This window comes from Pelomonas baiyunensis (genome assembly GCF_043555935.1).
GTDB classification, from domain to species: Bacteria; Pseudomonadota; Gammaproteobacteria; order Burkholderiales; family Burkholderiaceae_C; genus Pelomonas; species Pelomonas baiyunensis.
The window spans coordinates 175739-193071 of sequence record NZ_JBIGIB010000004.1 but is presented as its reverse complement, the minus strand read 5'-3'; the positions used below and the strand labels follow the sequence as shown (position 1 = coordinate 193071).

Sequence of the window (17333 nt, the reverse complement as noted above, 5' to 3'; positions counted from 1 at the left end):
AAGAAGTTTGCACAAATTGTAGGTGGCGCCTCATGCGCCCCTGGGCTCAGGGCGCGGAGGCGGCGGCCTGGGCCACGAAGGCGATGCGGCTCAAGCCCGCCGCCTGCACCCAGCCGATCAGCTCGGCCACCTGGCCGTAGGGCACGGCGCGGTCGGCCCGCAGCTGCACTTCCATCTGCGGGTTGGCGCGGCCGAGTTCGGCCACGCGCTGCTGGAAGGCCTTGGCGTCGAGTTCGTCGTCGCCCAGGTGCAGCTTGCCGTCGGGGGTGATGGCCACGGCCACGAAGCTGGGCGCGTCGCTGGGCGTGGCGGCTTCGCTCTTGGGCAAGTCGAGCCGCAGCGAGGCGGTCATCAGCGGTGCAGTGATCATGAAGATCACCAGCAGCACCAGCATGACGTCGATCAGCGGCGTCATGTTGATGTCGCTCATGGGCCGCGAGCCCTCGGGCTTCTCCAACCGACCGAAACTCATGCCCGCCTCTCGCGCGGCGTCGGAGCGGAGCGTCGCTCGGCGCGCATCAGGCGGGGTCCAGCAAGTCGCGCAGGTCGTGCGCGAAACCTTCCAGATCGGCCTCGCAGGCGGCCACCATCTTGCCGAACACGTTGTAGGCCAGCACCGCGGGAATGGCCACGGCCAGGCCGGCCGCGGTCATCACCAGCGCTTCGCCCACCGGGCCGGAGATCTTCTCGATGGTGATGTTGCCGGCCGCCGAGATGCTCAGCAGCGCGTGGTAGATGCCCCAGACCGTGCCGAACAGGCCCACGAAGGGCGCGGTGGCGCCGATGGAGGCGAGCACCACCTGACCGAATTGCAGTCGCGCCAGCACCGCGTGCAGGGCATCGCGCAGGCGGCGGGTGAGGCGGCTTTCCGACTTGCCAGCGGCGTCCAACGTGGCGGTTTGCGTGGGCGCGGTGGCGGCGTCCAGCAGCGGCAGGGCGACCTGCTCGGTGTCGAAATTCAGCAGCGCTTGGCGGCCTTCCGGCACGCCGGCAGCGGCCCAAAAGGCCGGCACCGCACGCAGCAGGCCGCGGCGGGCGCGGTGCAGCAGCCAGGTCTTCCACAGGATCAGCGCCCAGGCGCTGACCGACATGGCCAGCAGCACCAGGGCCACGACGCGGCCGATGGCGTCGCTTTGGGCCCAGTAGTCGGCGAAGCCCAGCATGGTCAGGCGAAGCCCAGCACGTCGTTCATGCCGTACAGCCCCGCCGCCTTGCCGCCCGCCAGGAAGCGGGCGCAGCGCAGGCTGCCCTGAGCGTAGATGGTGCGGTTGGTGGCCTTGTGGCTGACCTCGATGCGCTCGCCGATGCCGGCAAACAGCACGGTGTGGTCGCCAATGATGTCGCCGCCGCGCACCGTGGCGAAGCCGATGGTGGACGGGTCGCGCACGCCGGTCACGCCTTCGCGCCCGTACACGGCGCAGGCCTTCAGGTCGCGGCCGATGGCGTCGGCCACGACCTGCCCCATCTGCAGCGCGGTGCCGCTGGGCGCGTCGACCTTCATGCGGTGGTGGGCCTCGACGATTTCGATGTCGTAGCCCTCGGCCAGCGCGCGGGCGGCCATGTCCAGCAGCTTGAGCACCACGTTCACGCCCACGCTCATGTTGGGCGCAAAGACGATGGCGGTGCGTTCGGCGTGCTTGGCGATCTCGGCCTTCTGGGCGTCGTCAAAGCCGGTGGTGCCGATGACGGCCTTCACGCCCAAGTCGGCGCACACGGCCAAGTGGGCCAGCGTGGCTTCCGGGCGGGTGAAGTCGATCATCACGTCGGCGCCGGCCAGGCCGGCCCGCACGTCGTCGCCCTTGTCGAGCGTCACGTGCAGCGTGCAGTCGTCGGCCGCTTCCACGGCCTCGATCAGCATCTTGCCCATGCGCCCGGAGGCGCCCATCACGGCCACGCGGATCATGAGCCGGCTCCGGTCTTGCTTTCCAGCGGCGGGTAGATGCGGCCCGGCGCCGGGCCTTCCGCCGCTGCGGTGGGGGCGGCCTCGGTGCTCTTCTTGGGCGGCGGCAAGGCGCTGCGCTCGGCGTCGGTCAAGGCCAGCTTGGGCTGGCTGCGCGTGGGCTTGAAGGTGTTCACCGAGGCGACGAATTCCTGCTCGGTGGGCAGGTCGTCGGGCACGGTCAGCGCCTTGAGGCGTTCGCCGTCGAACTCCGCGACCACCAGGCGTTGCTGCTCGGGCGCACCTTGGCGGCGGATGGTGAAGACGTAGTCCCAGCGGGCTTCGTGGAAGACGTCGGTCAGCAGCGGCGAGCCCAGCAGGTCACGCACCTGGGCCTTGGGCATGCCGGGCTTGACGCGCGCCACCATTTCTTTGGTGAGCACGTTGCCCTGCACCACTTCCACGCGGTAGGGGGTCACCAGGCCCAGCACCTTCTCGCCGGTGACGGAGGGCAGGGAGTCCCAGGTGGGCAGGTAGGAGCAGCCGCCGAGCAGCGCAAGCAGCGGAAGAGAGGCAAGCAGGGGACGCATCAGGCGGCTGTCAGAAGGGACGAAAAATGCTCGCCGGGAACCCGGCTGGCTATGATCCGATGGATTCTAGCGGTGGCCCCTGCGGGCCTCCCGGCCCTGACGCACCATGCCTTCCTCTCCCAAGAACCAGACCAGCGACATCAAGAACAGCGGCCTCAAGGCGACGCTGCCGCGCATCAAGATCCTGGAGATCTTCCAGCGCTCGGCCCAGCGTCACATGACCGCGGAAGATGTTTACAAGGCTTTGCTGGGCGAGGGGGCCGACATTGGCCTGGCGACCGTGTACCGGGTGCTGCAGCAGTTCGAGCAGGCCGGTTTGCTCAGCCGCAACCACTTCGAGACGGGCAAGGCGGTGTATGAGCTCAACGAGGGCCACCACCACGACCACCTCGTCTGCCTGAACTGCGGCAAGGTCGAGGAGTTTTTCGATCCGGGCATTGAAGAGCGCCAGCACGCCGTGGCCAGCGAGCGGGGCTTCCATTTGCAGGAGCACTCGCTGGCGCTGTACGCCACCTGCGTGAAGACAGACTGCCCGAACCGCGGTTGAGCCACGGCCCCCCCCAACGGCTGACTGCCGTTCAACGGGGCAGCCGATCAGACCTCAGCCGCCCGCGGCAGCGCGCGCACGGATGGTGGCGAAATCGTCATCCACGCACAGCTCGCCGTTCTCGAACACGGTGCGCAGGGCCGAGGTGGCGCCGTCCCGTCGGGCTTGATGCCAGGCTTCGGAGCCGTCCGGCAGCGTCAGGAAGCGGCCCGCTTGTGTGAGCAGGTCCAGGCGACCGGCCTTGCTGCGTTTGCCGGGGTCGGTGGCGGGGGCCTTGAACACCTCTCGCCAGGCGCCATGCACCTGCACGGCCGAGGCTTTCATGGCGAAGCCGAGGGTGTCGCGGTTGACCTGTTGAAGCAGCGCGCCGCCCTGGCCGAAAGCGGCGTTGTCAGCCGAGTAGCCGGCGGCTTCCAGCGCGGCCAAGATGGCGGCGATGGACTCGCGCGTGATGCCGTCGCCCTGGATCACGCGCACATGGTTCAGCACACGGAAGCCCTTGGCGTTGACGGTGCTGCCAAAGGCGCGGTCGAGGGATTGCACGGTGCGCAGCACGACCTCGGTGGGGTTGCCGCTGTCCGGGCGGATCACAACGGTGGCCCCGCTGGCGATGACTTCGTCGCGCAACTCGGTACCCCACAGGCGGGACACGGCGGCGTCCAGGTCGTAGGAGTCGGACACCACGGCCAGCAGGGCGCCCGGGCGGCCGAACTGGCGCAGCATGTTGCGGTAGGCGGCCAGTTCGCCGTCACGCCCCCAGGCGGTGATGGTGCTGTGTTCAGCCGCGGGGATGGAGTAGCCGGCCATGGGCTCGCGGTAGTACACGCGGGCGCCCAGCACGGCCGTGAGGGTGTCCGTGCCTTGGAAATTGACGAGGTGCGCCATGCCGCCGAGCAGGGCGGACTCCAGTGACGACACGCCGCGGGCGCCGAAGTCGTGCAGCTTGAACGGCAGGCCGGCGGGGTCGCCGGTGCGCGCCAGGGAAGTGGCGATCAATTGCCGGGTGGCGTGGCTGTGCGTGGCCACGGTGGTGGGGTACCACACGCGCAGCAGTGCGGTTTCCACGTAGCTGGTGAGCCAGGCGCAGGCCGGGTCGGTGTTCTCGACCGTGACCAACGCGTGCTGCACCGGCACCACCGTGCCCTCGGGCACCGCTCGGATGCGCAGCGGCAGCCGCCCGCCGTGGGCGTGGACGATGTGCAGCCAGCCTTCACGATGGAAGGGCACGCCATGCCCGGCGCACACCTCGGCCGCCAGCGCCACGTCGTCCGCGGTGATCGGGCGGGTGAAGTACTCCTTGAGCAGCGCCTGCAGCCCGAAGAAGACGGTGTAGGGCAGCGTGCCGCCGCGGGCCTCGATGTAGCTGAAGACGGTTTGCGTGCCCGGCGGGTACTGCAACCAGTGGCTGGCCTTGTAGCTGTCCGTGTTGAGGATCAGCAGGCGGGCGATGTCGCCAAAACTGTTCAAGGGGGTCAATCGAGAGAGCCGTTGTCGATGGCGCGCTGGTGGCGCTCGACGAATTCCTTGTAGGTGTCGATGCCGCGCAGTTGCAGGATGGTGTTGCGCACGGCGGCCTCCACCAGCACGGCGAGGTTGCGGCCGGCGTCCACGGCGATGACGACCTTGCGCACCGGCATGCCGAGCACCTCTTCGTACAGCGGCTCGTAAGGCAAGCGCTCGAAGTCACGCTCCATCGTCTCCTTGCGCACCAGGTGCACGATGAGCTTGAGGCGCATCTTGCGGCGCACGGCGGTCTCGCCAAAGATGGCCTTGATGTCCAGCAGCCCGATGCCGCGCACCTCCAGCAGGTTCAGCAGCAGCTCGGGGCAGCGGCCTTCGATGGCAGTTTGCGCGATGCGGAAGAAGTCCACCGCATCGTCGGCCACCAGGCCGTGGCCGCGCGAGATCAGCTCCAGGCCAAGTTCGCTCTTGCCCAGGCCGGATTCGCCGGTCAGCAGCACGCCCAGCCCCAGGATGTCCATGAAGACGCCGTGGCGCGTGGTGCGGTTGGCGAACAGCTGCGACAGGTAGCCCCGCACGAGGTCGATGACATGACCCGCGGACTCGTTGGTGCGGAACAGCGGGATCTCTGCGCGGTCGCACATCGCCACCAGGCGGGGCGGGGGCACGGAGTCGTCCGCGATGATGATGACCGGCGGCTCCAGGGTCACGATACGCGAGATGCGCCGGTCCTGGATTTCCGTGCTTTCCTGGCTGAGGTACGCCACCTCGCGGCGGCCCACGATCTGCACCCGGTAGGGGTGGATGTAGTTCAGGTAGCCCACGAGGTCGGCGGCGCTTTGCGCGTCGCGCACGGCGGCTTCATCGAAGCGGCGCTCCGGGTGGGCGTGACCCGCGATCCACTCCCAGCGCAGGGCCTCGCGGTGTTCTTCGAACAGGCGCTCGGCGCTGATGGAGGAGGGTTTCATGGCGCGTCAGGGCCGGGAGTCAGGCCGGATGGGAGGACGGAGCGGGTCGCGCGCCGGGCGCGACCTCAGGCGACGGACTTCAGCGGTTCCCAGGCGGCAATCAGCTTGTGCAGCGTGGCCGCGTCGGCTTCGGTCTTGAGTTGCTCGCGCAGTTCGCGGTCCGACAGCATTTCAGCGATTTCGGACAGGATTTCCAGGTGCCGCTGCGTGGCCGCTTCGGGCACGAGCAGGAAGATCAGCAGGCTGACCGGCTCGTCGTCCGGGGCGTCGAAGGCGATCGGCTGCTGCAGGCGCAGCACGGCGGCCAGCGGATTCTTCAGACCCTTGACGCGGCCGTGCGGGATGGCCACGCCGTGGCCGAGGCCGGTCGAGCCCAGGCGTTCGCGGGCGAAGAGGTTGTCGGTGACCAGGGCGCGCGCCATCTGGTGATGGTTCTCGAACAGCAGGCCGGCGTGTTCGAAGGCGCGTTTCTTGCTGGACGCATCCACATTCACCAACACGTTGTCGGCGGGCAGGATGGCGGCGAGACGGTTCATGGGCTGGGGCCGAGCGTCGGGGGCGCCTGGTGGGCGCGGCCGCAGCCGGGCGTATGGGTCAATCAGAGCCACGGATTATGGAACCGCGCGCCGATTTGCGGTGAGCGCGCAGCCCTAGACCCGTGGAAAAGCTGGCTGCGAGCCCTCGAATGCGGGTTTTTGCGGCACTGCAGCAACATCGGCTGGCGTGGAGCTGACAGCGCTATCCGGCGCGGAAAAACAAAAGCGGCCCGCAGGCCGCTCGGTGAGACCCGTCAAGGGTCAAGGCGCCGGAATATCCAGGCGCTTGGCCGAGGCGTGGTGGTGGTCTTGCACCTTGTCCTTGTGCCGGCAGACCTGGCGGTCCAGCTTGTCCATCAGTTGATCAATGGCGGCGTAGAGGTCCTCGTGGGACTGCTCCACAAAGATGTCGCGACCTTTCACGTGCAGCGTCACTTCAGCTCGCTGTCGGCGGTCCTTCTCCTTTTGCTTCTCCACGGTCAGCAGGACGTTGATGTCAACGACCTGATCGAAGTGGCGGGTCACACGGTCCAGCTTGGTCAGCACGTACTCGCGCAGGGCTGGGGTGACTTCGAGATGATGGCCACTGATCGTCAGATTCATAAAGCCTCCTTTCAGAGGAATGGGTCGGGAAAACGAACCGGAAATACGAAGAAACCGAGACGAAAGGGAGGAGGGGAGGAGGGTCTTTTCGGGTAGCGGAGGTGGGTGGGAGTGGGGAAATCGACGAGCCCAGTGTGCGCGCGAAGTGGCGGCGTGACAAGGGGATGACAGGCCGGCTTTGCGGCCTTCGGGCTCAGGTTTTTGCGCCTTCTTTCACGCTTGTGGCGGTGCAATAATCCTTGGCTATTCCCCCTAGGAGAGCTTCTTGGACAGCGATCACCCTCGGTGACCGTCCGCTCCCGCAGCCTGCGGCCCGTTGCTGGCCCTGCCGCCCGGAGTGAGACGGTTGACCTGAACCCCACCCCGGACGGCGCACCGTCGTCCCCCCGCTTTGCCGATGCCGGAGACGAGGCATGCTGAACGTATTCACGCTGGACAACGGACGCCTGAAGGGCGGCCTCTTCCAGGAAGAAATTGAAACCGCGGAAGACCTGGCCCAGTCGCGCCCGATTTGGGTGGACCTGGAGAGCCCCAGCGCGGAAGAAAAGGGCTGGATCCGTGACCGCTTCGGTCTGACCATCCCGGAAGACATCGTCGACGAAGACCTGGAAGAGTCCGCCCGGTTCTACGAGGAAGACAACGGCGAGCTGCACATCCGCTCCGACTTCCTGATCGACGACCCCGAGCAGTCGCGCAACGTGCGCGTGGCCTTCATCCTCTACAACAACGTGCTGTTCTCGGTGCACAACGAGGACCTGCCGGTGTTCCGCCTGCTGCGCCTGCGCGCGCGGCGCATTCCGGCGTTGATCGAGGACGCCAAGGACGTGCTGCTCAAGCTCTACGACGCCGATGCCGAGTACTCTGCCGACGTGCTGGAAGGCATCTACGACAAGCTCGAAGCCGTCAGCGCCCGGGTGCTGAAGAGCGACGTGACCGACGCCGAGGCCGGCGAAGTGCTGTCGGCCATTGCCCGCGAGGAAGACTTGAACGGCCGCATCCGCCGCAACGTGATGGACACGCGCCGTGCGGTCAGCTTCATGATGCGCAGCCGCATGCTCAACGCCGAGCAGTTCGAGGAGTCGCGCCAGATCCTGCGCGACATCGACTCACTGGACTCGCACACCGCCTTCCTGTTCGACAAGATCAACTTCTTGATGGACGCGACGGTCGGTTTCATCAACATCAACCAGAACAAGATCATCAAGATCTTCTCGGTGGCCAGCGTGGCGCTGCTGCCGCCCACGCTGATCGCGTCCATCTACGGCATGAACTTCAAGTTCATGCCCGAGCTGGAGCAGGCCTGGGGCTATCCGTTCGCACTCGGCCTGATGCTGGTGTCGGTGGCGGCGCCCTTCATCTACTTCCGGCGCAAGGGCTGGTTGAAATAGACCACCCCGTACGGCCTGGCGGCCGCCCCCTCGAGGGGGCACTGCCAGTGGCCCGGCAAAGCCGGATCCACGGCAGTCGCTCGACGATGCACTACGTGGCCTTCAACCGGCGCTTGAGCAAGCGCATCAGGGCACCCAGCACGGGCAGCTTTTCGTAGAGCTCCTCCGCCGCGTCCCAGTAGTCGCGGTGGTCGGCGACCAAGCCGGCCGCGTCGAAGCGCAGATGGCTCGCGCCGCGGATGACGAAGTCGCCGGCGTGGAAGTCCCAGCCCAGAAAGCATTGCTCGCCCTCGGCGATGACCGAGGTCACGACGAAGCGCGGTGCGGTCACCGTCTCGAACATGTGCGCAAAGATGCGCCGCACCGCGGCACGGCCTTGCACGTCGTTGAACGGGTCTTTGAACCGGCAGTCGGGCGCGTAGCGCGCGGCGAGGTCGTCCAGCGTGGCGGGTTGCAGCGCTTCGTACCGCTGGATCAGCCCGGCCACGCGCGGGTCGGTGTGGGTCATCGGTTGGCCTTGCTCACAAGCGGAAAGTAGAGCCGGTTGGGCAACTGGCGCAGCGCCTTCATGAAGCGGGTGAAGCGCTTGGGGAAGTGGATCTCGAAGTCGCCCGCCGCCCAGCCGGCGAGCATGGCCCGCGCGGCCTCTTCGGGCGCGATGGCGGCCGGCATGTGGAAGTCGTTCTGCGCAGTCATGGGCGTCTTCACGAACCCGGGGTGGATGACGGACACGCCCAGCCCCTGCGGGTGCAGGTCCAGGTACAGGGCCTCGGCCAGATGGGTGAGTGCCGCCTTGCTGGGCCCATAGGCCAGCGCCTTGGGCAGGCCGCGGTAGCCCGCCACGCTGGAGACCAGGCTCAGGTGGCCGCGGCCGGCGGCGAGCTGGCCGGGCAGCACCGCGTCCAGCAGGTTCAGCGCGCCCTGGAAGTTGATGTCCAGGTGCCGGCGGGCCTCGGCCAGGTCGAACTGCAGCGCGCTCATGGGCCGGTAGTAGCCGGCGCAATACACGCACAGGTCCACCGGGCCGAGGTCGGCGGCAGCCGCGTGCAGCGCGGGCAGGTCCATCACATCCAGCGGCAGCGCGCGGCTGCCGGGGTGGGCGGCGACGAAGGCGTCCAGCAGGGCCGCCTGCCGGGCCGACACCACGACCCGCGCGCCGGCCCCGTGCAGCCCGTGCGCCGTGGCCGCGCCGATGCCGGTGGACGCGCCGATCAGCCAGGCCGTCTTGCCCTGCCAATCACGCAGGCGGGGGTTCAAAGCCATGGGTGCCTCCCCGGGGTGTTGGCCGCGCCAGCGTGCCGACGCCGCTGAGGGCGGTGGCGAGTGGCCGTCATGACTTGTAGAAGCTCAAGGTGACCTCGCCGAGGTCGATGCCGAACTTGCTCATGCGCGCCTTGTTCAGCATCACGCGCTCGTCCATCAGGTACATCCAGTCGTCGAACTGCACGTCGTAGGTCGTGCCGTCCACCGGCAGGCGCAGCGTGTAGCTCCAGCGCAGGGCGTTGCCGCGGGCCAGGCCGTCGGCGCTGCCCACCACATCGGCCGCGGTGCCGCGGTAGCGGCCCTGACCCAGCGCGGTGATCGTCCAGACCCGCCGCTCGGTGGTGCCGTCGCTGTAGCGGAAGTCTTCGTCCAGCGTGCCCACATCGCCCTGCCAGCGGCCGACGAGCTTGACCTCGAAGCGGCGTTTGACCTTGCCCGCCCGGTCGGTGAACACACCGTGTGCGGTCAGCGGGCCGTTGAAGTAGGTCTTCAGGTCCAGCACCGGTTTCTCGGCGGCGTAATCGTCTGGCACGGGGGCGCTGGCGCAGCCGGCCAGCGTGGCGGCCGTGGTGAGCGAGGCGATGAGCAGCAGGCGTCGGTTCATGGTTTGGCGATGAAGTGGCGGTAGAGCAGCCCGGCCGCAGCCAGCTTGAGGGCGCAGGGCAGCAGGCAATAGGCCAGGGTCAGGGCCTGGAGGCCTTGCGGGTCGCGTTGGCCGGGCGCGTAGCCCAGGGCTTGCAGCAGCGGCAGCGCCAGGCCGGCCGCCAGGGCGAGGTTGAGCTTGGTGGCGGCGTTCCACCAGCCGAAGAACGCGCCTTCGGCGTGGCCGGCATGTCCGGCGCGCTGGATCACGCCGGCCAGCAGTGCACTTGGAATGGCCAGGTCCGCGCCCAGCGCCGCGCCGCTGGCCAGGCACACCGCCAAAAAGCCGGCCTGATCGCCCGCGCCCAGCGCGCCCGCCCAGGCAAAGCTGGCGATGGCCAGGCCCATGCCCACCGCCCAGGCCCGGGCCTGGCCCAGCCGGGCGATGACGCGCAGCCACACCGGCAATGAGGCCACGGCGGCCGCGAAGTAGCTGGCCAGGAACAGGCTTTGCGAAGCGGGCAACTGCAGCCGGTCGTCGATGAAGAACAGTAGCAGCGTGGCCGGAATGGCCGCCGCAATGCCGTTGAGCAGGTACACCGTGAGCAGCCGGCGGAATTCACCCACCTGCCAGGCCAGCGCCAGGCGGGCCGGCGGTGCGTTGCTGGCCGGCGGGCGCGGAGCGAGGGCCAGCAGCCCGAGGCCCACGGCCAGGGCCGCGCCCAAGGTGGCTGCCGTCACACCCAAGCCGAGCGTGGCCGGCAGCACGCTGGCGCTCACCACCCCCACCAGCGCAAAGCCCTCGCGCCAGGCCACCAGCCGGGTCTGGTGCGCTGCGCCACCTCCGAGCCGCGCGCCCCAGGCCTGGTGCAGCACGGTGAGCACGCTGTAGGCCAGGTAGGTCAGCACCAGCAGCACTCCGGCCCAGGCCAGCAGGGAGGGGGTCTCGCGGGGCAGCGGGAAGAACAAGCCCGCAAAGCCCGCCGCCAACAACAGCGCGGCCAGGGGCAACTGCCATCGCAGCGACGGCCGGCCCAGGGCGCGGTCGCACAGCCGGCCGATCCATGGGTCGGCCACCGCGTCCAGCGCACGCGCGGCCAGCAGCAGCGCACCCAGCTGGGCCAGCGGCACACCGAACTGCGTGGCGTAGTGCTGCGGCAGGTGCACGTACAGCGGCAGCGCCACGAAGGCCAGCGGCAGGCCCAAGGCGCCGTAGCGCAGGCCGGCCGGCGGCGGGGGGTCAGCTTTGGCCGTCACGGCTCCCCAGCAGCTGCGCGCGCAGTGCCGGCTCCGAGGTTTGGGGGCTCAGCCAGATGCCGAAGAAGAGGCGGGCGAACTGGGCGTCGGCCACGCGCTGGCGCGGCTGGCCGTTGAACAGGAACTGCGCGCCCACGCCTGGCTCGTGCTGGCCGGTCAGCCGGTCGCCGGCTTTGACGTCGGGGAAGGCAGCTTCCATGGCTTGCAACCAGGCCTGGGCCTGGGCGTCGCTCAGGGTCGCCTGGCGGCGCATCTCCACGAGCGACCGCTTGGCGATCTCGCGCCCCACGAGCGAGCGGGCGTACTGCAGCTCCAGCGTCAGCGGGCGCTCGGCCCAGCGGGCCGGGTCCACCGGCTCGGCGGACCACAGCCGTGCGTCGTAAATCGCGAGGCCGAAATATCGGAACCGCCCCTGGCCGCGCAGCGTCAGTCCGGCCAGCTCGGGCGCACTCTGGGCTGGATTTTGGGTTGGGCTTTGGGCGCGTGCCCACGGGCCAGCCGCAGCGGCCAGGCCCAATGCGGGCAGGGCGGCCAGGGCGGTTCGGCGCTGCATCAGTCCCTCACCAGGGTGAACTGCATGACGTCGGTGTTGCCGGCGGTGAAGGCCGCTTCGCAGTACGCGAGGTAGAACTCCCAGATGCGCATGAAGCGGGTGTCAAAGCCCAGCCCGCGCACCCGGCCCTCGTGGCTCAGGAAGGCTTCGCGCCAGCGGCGCAGGGTTTCGGCGTAATCGGCGCCAAAGGCCAGCTCGTTGACCACGCGCAGGCCAGCTTTTTCAGCGTGCGCGCGGAACTGGCTGGGGCTGGGCAGCAGGCCGCCGGGGAAGATGTACTGCTGGATGAAGTCGGTGGAGCGCACGTAGCGGTCGAACAGGTCGTCGCGGATGGTGATGCTCTGGATGCAGGCCCGGCCGCCCGGCTTGAGCTTGGCCGCCACGGTGCGGAAGTAGCTGTCCCAGTATTCGCGCCCCACGGCCTCGAACATCTCGATGGAGACGATCGCGTCGAACGGTTCGTCGGCGATGTCGCGGTAGTCCTGCAGGCGCAGGTCGGCCTTCAAGCCGGCGCGGGTCAGGCGCTGTTGGGCCCAGGCGAGTTGCTCGTGCGACAACGTCACGCCGGTCAGCTGGGCCTGGAAGTCGCGGGCCGCCACCTCGGCCACCGCGCCCCAGCCGCAGCCGATTTCCAGCACCCGCGCGCCCGGCGCCACCTGCGCCTCGGCCAGGGCGCGGCGCATCTTGGCTTGCTGGGCCAGGCCCAGGTCGCCGTCGGTCTGGCCCTCGAACCAGGCGCTGGAGTAGTTCATCGTCGGGTCCAGCCACAGCCGGTAGAACTCGTTGCCCAGGTCGTAGTGGGCCTGGATGTTCTTGCGGCTGCCGCTGCGGGTGTTGCGATTCAGCGCGTGGCGCAGGCGGTACAGCAAGCCGCCCCAGAAGCCGCCGTAGAACAGCGACTCCAGTTCGGTGCGGTTGCGGATGAACAGTTCCAGCAGCGCGCTCAGATCCGGCGTGCTCCAGTGGCCGGCGATGAAGCTCTCGGCAAAGCCGACGTCGCCCGACTTGAGTGCGGCGTCGCACACCGCCCAGTCGGTGATGCGGATGGCTGCGCGCGGCTGTGGGCTGCCGCCGAAGTGCAGCACCTCGCCGTCGGGTGTTTGCACATCCAGGCTGCCGTGCCGCAGGTGGCCCAGCAGGGCCATCACCCGGCGCGCCGGGCGGGGCAAGGACGCGTGGAAAGCGGGCAGGGAAGAGGTGGTGGAGTTGGGCATGGCGTTCAGCGCGTGACGAAGCGCTCTGGCGGCTGGGGTTTGGAGAAGAACGGCACGCGCTTGAAAGCGAGCTTGAGCGCTTGCCAATGGATGCGGGCCACCACCATCAGCGTCAACGCCGGCATGGCGAAGAACGCGCGGCGGGCGTGTGCGGCGGTGAGGGGCTGCAACTCGCCGCTCAGACGCGTGGTGATGAGGGGGCCGGCCTCGTCGTCGTGGTCGACGCAGCTCAGCACGTGCACCCCCTCGCGCAAAAAGCGGAAGCGGTAGCCGCCGGTCACGCGGCAAAACGGCGACACATGGAACACCTTGGCGGCGGTTTGCTCGCGGCCCCAGTCCAGCGTGGGGCCGTGCAGCAGGTAGCAGTGGCGCTCGCCAAAGGTGTTGTTGACCTCGGCGACGATGGCGGCGAGCGACCCATCCGCCCGTTCGCAGAACCAGAAGCTGACCGGCTTGAACGCATGGCCCAGCACGCGCGGGTAGGTTTGCAGCCAGACCTCGCCCGTGGCGTCGGCAATGCCCTCGGCAGTCAGCAGGCTGTCCAGCCAGGCCAGGGCGTCGGGGCCGCCATCGCCGTGGTCGGCGTCGTGAAAGCTCAGCCAGTGCCGCCAGCCGTGGCGGGCATTGCGGTTCAGCGCCGCGCAGGGCGTGTGCCGCAGCGTGCGCATGGGCAGCCACAGGAAGTAGCTGGCGTAGGTGAAGCGGTTCTCCCGCGGCCGCAGCCGGCGGTGAAACACCTGGCCCACGCCAAGGCTGGCCGTATTCACGCCAGCACCTCCTGGCGCACCTGAAGCGCAGCCGTCAGGCCGGACAGCAGGCCGTCTTCATGGAAGCCGTAGCGCGTCCAGGCGCCGGCAAACCACACGCCGCCGCGCCCCTGGATCTCGGCCAGCCGCGCCTGCGCACGCACCGCAGCGTCGTCGAACACCGGGTGGGCGTAGTCGTAGCGGCCGATGACGGTGGCCGGGTCGGGCTGGCGCAGCGGGTTCAGCGACACCACCACCGGCTGCTGCCACGGCAGCGGCTGCAACTGGTTGAGCAGGTAGTGCAGGCACACCGAGCCGCCGTGCGCGCCCTGGGTGCCGGCGCTTTCGTAGTTCCAGGCCGCCCAGGCCCGGCGGCGGCGGGGCAGCAGCCGGGCGTCGGTGTGCAACACCGCTTGGTTGGGCTGGTAGGCAATCGCACCCAGCAGCGTGCGTTCCAGCGCGCTGGCGTCTTGCAGCAGGGCCAGGCTTTGGTCGCTGTGGCTGGCCATCACGACGGCGTCGAACACCTCTTCGCCACGCGGTGACTGCACGGCCACACGGCCGTCGGCCAGGCGGCGCACGCCTTGCGCCGGCGTGTTCGTGTGCACGGCGTGCAGGGCCGGCAGCAGGGCCTGCACGTAGTGCTTCGCGCCGCCGGTCACCGTCCACCACTGCGGGCGGTCGTTCACCTGCAGCAGGCCGTGGTTGTGGCAGAAGCGGATCAGCGTGCGGATGGGGAACTGCAGCATCTGCGAGGTCGGGCACGACCAGATGCACGCCACCATCGGCAACAAGTACCACTCGCGGAATGCGCGGCCGAAGCGGTGGCGGGCCAGAAAGTCGCCAATCGGCTCAGCCAGCGCGGCTTCTTCCCCGCGGGAGGCCAGTTCGGTGCACAGGCGGTTAAAGCGCAGCAGGTCGTTCAACATGCCCCAAAACGCTGGGCGCACCAGGTTGCGGTGCTGCGCGAACACGGTGGCCAGGTTGCTGCCGCTCCATTCCACGTCGTCGCCCGGCACCTGGGCGGAGAAGCTCATGTCGCTGGGCGCCACCTGCACGCCCAGCTGCTGGAACAACTGGATCAGCAGCGGGTAGGTCCGTTCGTTGAACACCAGGAAGCCGGTGTCCACGCCGTGCGTGATGCCGTTCAGCGTGACATCGACCGTGTGGGTGTGGCCGCCGGCGTAGCTGCCCGCCTCGAACAGCGTGACGTGGGCTCGGTCGCTCAGCGCCCAGGCGGCCGACAAGCCGGCAATGCCGCCGCCGATGACGGCCACACGCTTGTCGGTGCGGATGCCCGGGGCCTTGGGGTGACCACGGCCGCGCAACAGTTCTTGCAGGGCGGGCGTGGCGTGCGCGCCCGGGAGGAGGGCCGGACCCGCGCCATCGGCGCGAGCCCGGGGAAGAAAAGGAGTCGTCGAACGCCCCGGAGCCAACGAGGGAGGGAGGGAGGAGGAGGAGAACGGCTCCAGGATTGCTGCTCTGCTGCCAGAGAGGTTCAGCGACCCAAATATGCGGTGCAACCCGCCCGGCCCGCTTGTGGCGCGCCCCGGGTTTCCACGGAGTGTGCCGGCGGTGGCAAGGGAGGCGGCCTGCAGTTCGTGGGATGTGTCACCACTTCGGGGGACGATTGTTGTCGTCATGGTCTGAAGGCCCTCCGTTGGCTGGATCTTCCGGCGTCAGTTGCAAACAGTGCAAGGGTTCGCATCGACAGCAGACAATCCAGCGCGTTGTTGAAGATTTGTCCTGTGCAAAACGGCTCGATCGGCCTATATTACGCCGGACAAATCGATTTGTCTCACATTTGTCTAGGACAAAATTGCAAACTCTGTCCACCCACGGACCTGAACCGAGGGGCCCCCTGTCATGAGCGAACAGCCGAACTACGCTGCCGCCGGCCTGCTGGATGCAAACGCCGCCGCAGGCGCGATGGGCATTGCGGCGGTGGAGCGCGAAACCGGCATCCACAAGGAAACGCTGCGCGTGTGGGAGCGCCGCTATGGCTTCCCGGCGCCGCAGCGCGATGCGGCCGGCGAGCGGCTGTACCCCGCCGAGCAGGTGCACAAGCTGCGGCTCATCAAGCGCTTGATGGACGGCGGCCACCGCCCCGGGCGCATCGTGGGCGCCACCGAAGAAGCGCTGAACGCGCTGCTGCAAGCCCCAGCGGCCCGCCCTCGCGCCGCGGCGGCAAGCGTGCTGCCGGCCGAGGCACCCGAGGTGCAGGCCTGCATCACCCACCTGCAACAGCACGACGTGGACGGCCTGCGCCGGGGCTTGTCGCAAGCCATCCTGCGCCGCGGGTTGGCGGGCGCCGTGACCGAGGTGTTCGCCCCACTCACCGCCCGCGTGGGCGAGCTGTGGATGGGCGGCGAGATGCAGGTGTTTCAGGAGCACATCTTCAGCGAGTCCTTGCAGCTGGTGCTGCGCCAGGCCATCCAGGGGCTGCCGTCACCGGCGCCGGGCGCGGGCCCGCGCGTGCTGCTGTCCACCTTGCCCGGCGAGCACCATGTGTTGGGCTTGCTGATGGCCGAAGCGCTGCTGAGCCTGGATGGCGCGGTGTGCTTGTCGCTGGGCGCGCAAACGCCACTGGGCCAGTTGACGGCCGCGGCCGAGGTGCACCGCGCGGACGTGGTGGCCCTGAGTTTCAGCGTGCAGCTGTCCAACCGCGCGGTGCTGGACGGCCTGCAGGCCTTGCGCGCCATGCTGCCTGCCCGCGTGGCGCTTTGGGCCGGCGGCGCCAGCCGGGCGCTTCGTCAACCTGCCGCCTTGGACGGTGTGCAGTGCCTGAGTGGGCTGGCCGCCATCGGCCCGGCCGTCGCGCGCTGGCGCGAACTTTTAGAATCACGCCTCTAAACGAGGACCCGCCATGCTTTACCCCGAACTGTTCAAGCAACTCGAAGCCGTGCGCTGGAACATGGACAGCGACATCCCCTGGGACAAGTTCGATGCCAGCCTGCTGACCGACGAGCAGGCCCAGACCATCAAGATGAACGCCATCACCGAGTGGTCGGCCCTGCCCGCCACCGAGATGTTCCTGCGTGACAACCGCGAAGACAGCGACTTCTCCGCCTTCATGTCGGTCTGGTTCTTCGAGGAACAAAAGCACAGCCTCGTGCTGATGGAATACCTCAAGCGCTTCCGCCCCGACCTCGTGCCGACGGAAGAAGAACTGCACGAAGTGCGCTTCGATTTCGACCCCGCCCCCGCGCTTGAAACCCTGATGCTGCACTTCTGCGGCGAGATCCGCCTGAACCACTGGTACCGCCGCGCCAGCGAGTGGCACACCGAGCCGGTCATCAAGGCCATCTACGAAACGCTCTCGCGCGACGAAGCCCGCCACGGCGGTGCCTACCTGCGCTACATGAAGCGCGCCATGACCAAGTTCGGCGACGAAGCCCGCGCCGCCTTTGCCAAGGTCGGCGTGCTGATGGCCTCGGCCCGCCGCACCGCGCAGGCACTGCACCCCACCAACCTGCACGTCAACGCCAAGCTGTTCCCGCGCGACACCATCCAGAGCCGCCTGCCCGACCCCGAGTGGCTGGAGCGCTGGCTGGACAAGCAGATCCAGTTCGACGCCGTGTGGGAAACCAAGGTCGTTGAGCGCATCCTGCACAACATGAGCCTGCTGATGGACCGCAGCTTCGCCACCGTGCAAGAGCTCAACCGCTTCCGCAAGGAAATGGCCGCCCGCATCGTGCCGCCGGCGCCTGGCCTGGCACCCGCTTGACCCTGCGCTTGGCCGCAGC

20 protein-coding genes are annotated in these 17333 nt (G+C 68.6%); 4 read left to right on the top strand and 16 right to left on the bottom strand.

What is annotated here, in order from left to right:
- Positions 1-46 precede the first annotated feature (46 nt).
- The 4 genes from ACG01O_RS15065 to ACG01O_RS15050 are packed head-to-tail and all read right to left on the bottom strand — an operon-like array spanning position 47 to position 2469.
- On the bottom strand, positions 47-472 hold the full coding sequence (locus ACG01O_RS15065) for an ExbD/TolR family protein (protein ID WP_394385818.1): 426 nt from the start codon (positions 470-472) through the stop codon (positions 47-49).
- Between the two features lie 46 nt (positions 473-518).
- Positions 519-1163, bottom strand: coding sequence for a MotA/TolQ/ExbB proton channel family protein (locus ACG01O_RS15060; RefSeq protein ID WP_394385817.1), 645 nt, complete (start codon positions 1161-1163; stop codon positions 519-521).
- A 2-nt stretch (positions 1164-1165) separates the two neighbouring features.
- Positions 1166-1903: a 4-hydroxy-tetrahydrodipicolinate reductase gene (gene dapB, locus ACG01O_RS15055; protein WP_394385816.1), complete on the bottom strand. Its 738-nt coding sequence runs from the start codon at positions 1901-1903 to the stop codon at positions 1166-1168.
- Complete coding sequence (locus ACG01O_RS15050; RefSeq protein WP_394385815.1) at positions 1900-2469, bottom strand: outer membrane protein assembly factor BamE; 570 nt, start codon at positions 2467-2469, stop codon at positions 1900-1902. Before ACG01O_RS15050 ends, dapB begins: the two co-directional genes overlap by 4 nt.
- A 106-nt stretch (positions 2470-2575) precedes the next feature.
- Between ACG01O_RS15050 and fur the strand changes: the two genes are divergently transcribed.
- Complete coding sequence (fur, locus tag ACG01O_RS15045) at positions 2576-3016, top strand: ferric iron uptake transcriptional regulator (RefSeq protein WP_394385814.1); 441 nt, start codon at positions 2576-2578, stop codon at positions 3014-3016.
- A gap of 54 nt (positions 3017-3070) precedes the next feature.
- Here fur and ACG01O_RS15040 read toward each other — a convergent pair whose 3' ends face one another.
- The 4 genes from ACG01O_RS15040 to hpf form a co-directional block, all read right to left on the bottom strand.
- Positions 3071-4483, bottom strand: coding sequence for a nicotinate phosphoribosyltransferase (locus ACG01O_RS15040; protein WP_394385813.1), 1413 nt, complete (start codon positions 4481-4483; stop codon positions 3071-3073).
- A 5-nt stretch (positions 4484-4488) separates the two neighbouring features.
- Complete coding sequence (hprK, locus tag ACG01O_RS15035; RefSeq protein ID WP_394385812.1) at positions 4489-5445, bottom strand: HPr(Ser) kinase/phosphatase; 957 nt, start codon at positions 5443-5445, stop codon at positions 4489-4491.
- Between the two features lie 65 nt (positions 5446-5510).
- Positions 5511-5981, bottom strand: coding sequence for a PTS IIA-like nitrogen regulatory protein PtsN (gene ptsN, locus ACG01O_RS15030; RefSeq protein WP_394385811.1), 471 nt, complete (start codon positions 5979-5981; stop codon positions 5511-5513).
- A gap of 261 nt (positions 5982-6242) precedes the next feature.
- The gene (hpf, locus tag ACG01O_RS15025) at positions 6243-6584 is read right to left on the bottom strand and encodes a ribosome hibernation-promoting factor, HPF/YfiA family (protein ID WP_394385810.1); all 342 of its coding nucleotides are present in this window, start codon (positions 6582-6584) and stop codon (positions 6243-6245) included.
- A 413-nt stretch (positions 6585-6997) separates the two neighbouring features.
- Here hpf and corA point away from each other — a divergent pair, with 413 nt between their 5' ends.
- Positions 6998-7972, top strand: coding sequence for a magnesium/cobalt transporter CorA (corA, locus tag ACG01O_RS15020; RefSeq protein ID WP_394385809.1), 975 nt, complete (start codon positions 6998-7000; stop codon positions 7970-7972).
- Positions 7973-8063: 91 nt separating this feature from the next.
- On the opposite strand, the gene ACG01O_RS15015 is transcribed toward corA, so the two are convergent.
- The 8 genes from ACG01O_RS15015 to ACG01O_RS14980 all read right to left on the bottom strand — a co-directional run bounded on the left by ACG01O_RS15015 (position 8064) and on the right by ACG01O_RS14980 (position 14915).
- Entirely contained in the window at positions 8064-8480 is a 417-nt protein-coding gene (locus ACG01O_RS15015) for a nuclear transport factor 2 family protein (RefSeq protein WP_394385808.1), read from the bottom strand.
- Complete coding sequence (locus tag ACG01O_RS15010) at positions 8477-9235, bottom strand: SDR family NAD(P)-dependent oxidoreductase (protein ID WP_394385807.1); 759 nt, start codon at positions 9233-9235, stop codon at positions 8477-8479. The genes ACG01O_RS15015 and ACG01O_RS15010 overlap by 4 nt, the downstream gene beginning before the upstream one ends.
- 67 nt (positions 9236-9302) lie before the next feature.
- The gene (locus ACG01O_RS15005) at positions 9303-9839 is read right to left on the bottom strand and encodes a DUF3833 domain-containing protein (RefSeq protein ID WP_394385806.1); all 537 of its coding nucleotides are present in this window, start codon (positions 9837-9839) and stop codon (positions 9303-9305) included.
- Positions 9836-11074 carry an MFS transporter gene (locus ACG01O_RS15000; RefSeq protein WP_394385805.1) on the bottom strand — a complete coding sequence of 413 codons (1239 nt, stop codon included), beginning with the start codon at positions 11072-11074 and terminating at the stop codon, positions 9836-9838. The genes ACG01O_RS15005 and ACG01O_RS15000 overlap by 4 nt, the downstream gene beginning before the upstream one ends.
- Positions 11058-11627, bottom strand: a complete 570-nt coding sequence (locus ACG01O_RS14995; RefSeq protein WP_394385804.1) for a chalcone isomerase family protein — start codon at positions 11625-11627, stop codon at positions 11058-11060. The genes ACG01O_RS15000 and ACG01O_RS14995 overlap by 17 nt, the downstream gene beginning before the upstream one ends.
- Positions 11627-12841 (bottom strand): class I SAM-dependent methyltransferase, encoded by a 1215-nt coding sequence (locus tag ACG01O_RS14990; RefSeq protein ID WP_394385803.1) that lies wholly within the window; start codon positions 12839-12841, stop codon positions 11627-11629. The genes ACG01O_RS14995 and ACG01O_RS14990 overlap by 1 nt, the downstream gene beginning before the upstream one ends.
- A 5-nt stretch (positions 12842-12846) precedes the next feature.
- Complete coding sequence (locus tag ACG01O_RS14985; RefSeq protein ID WP_394385802.1) at positions 12847-13608, bottom strand: DUF1365 domain-containing protein; 762 nt, start codon at positions 13606-13608, stop codon at positions 12847-12849.
- Complete coding sequence (locus ACG01O_RS14980) at positions 13605-14915, bottom strand: NAD(P)/FAD-dependent oxidoreductase (protein ID WP_394385801.1); 1311 nt, start codon at positions 14913-14915, stop codon at positions 13605-13607. Before ACG01O_RS14980 ends, ACG01O_RS14985 begins: the two co-directional genes overlap by 4 nt.
- A gap of 538 nt (positions 14916-15453) precedes the next feature.
- On the opposite strand from ACG01O_RS14980, the gene ACG01O_RS14975 reads away from it, so the two are divergent.
- Positions 15454-16440 carry a MerR family transcriptional regulator gene (locus ACG01O_RS14975; protein WP_394385800.1) on the top strand — a complete coding sequence of 329 codons (987 nt, stop codon included), beginning with the start codon at positions 15454-15456 and terminating at the stop codon, positions 16438-16440.
- 13 nt (positions 16441-16453) lie between these two features.
- Positions 16454-17314, top strand: a complete 861-nt coding sequence (locus tag ACG01O_RS14970) for a ferritin family protein (protein ID WP_394385799.1) — start codon at positions 16454-16456, stop codon at positions 17312-17314.
- Positions 17315-17333 lie beyond the last annotated feature (19 nt).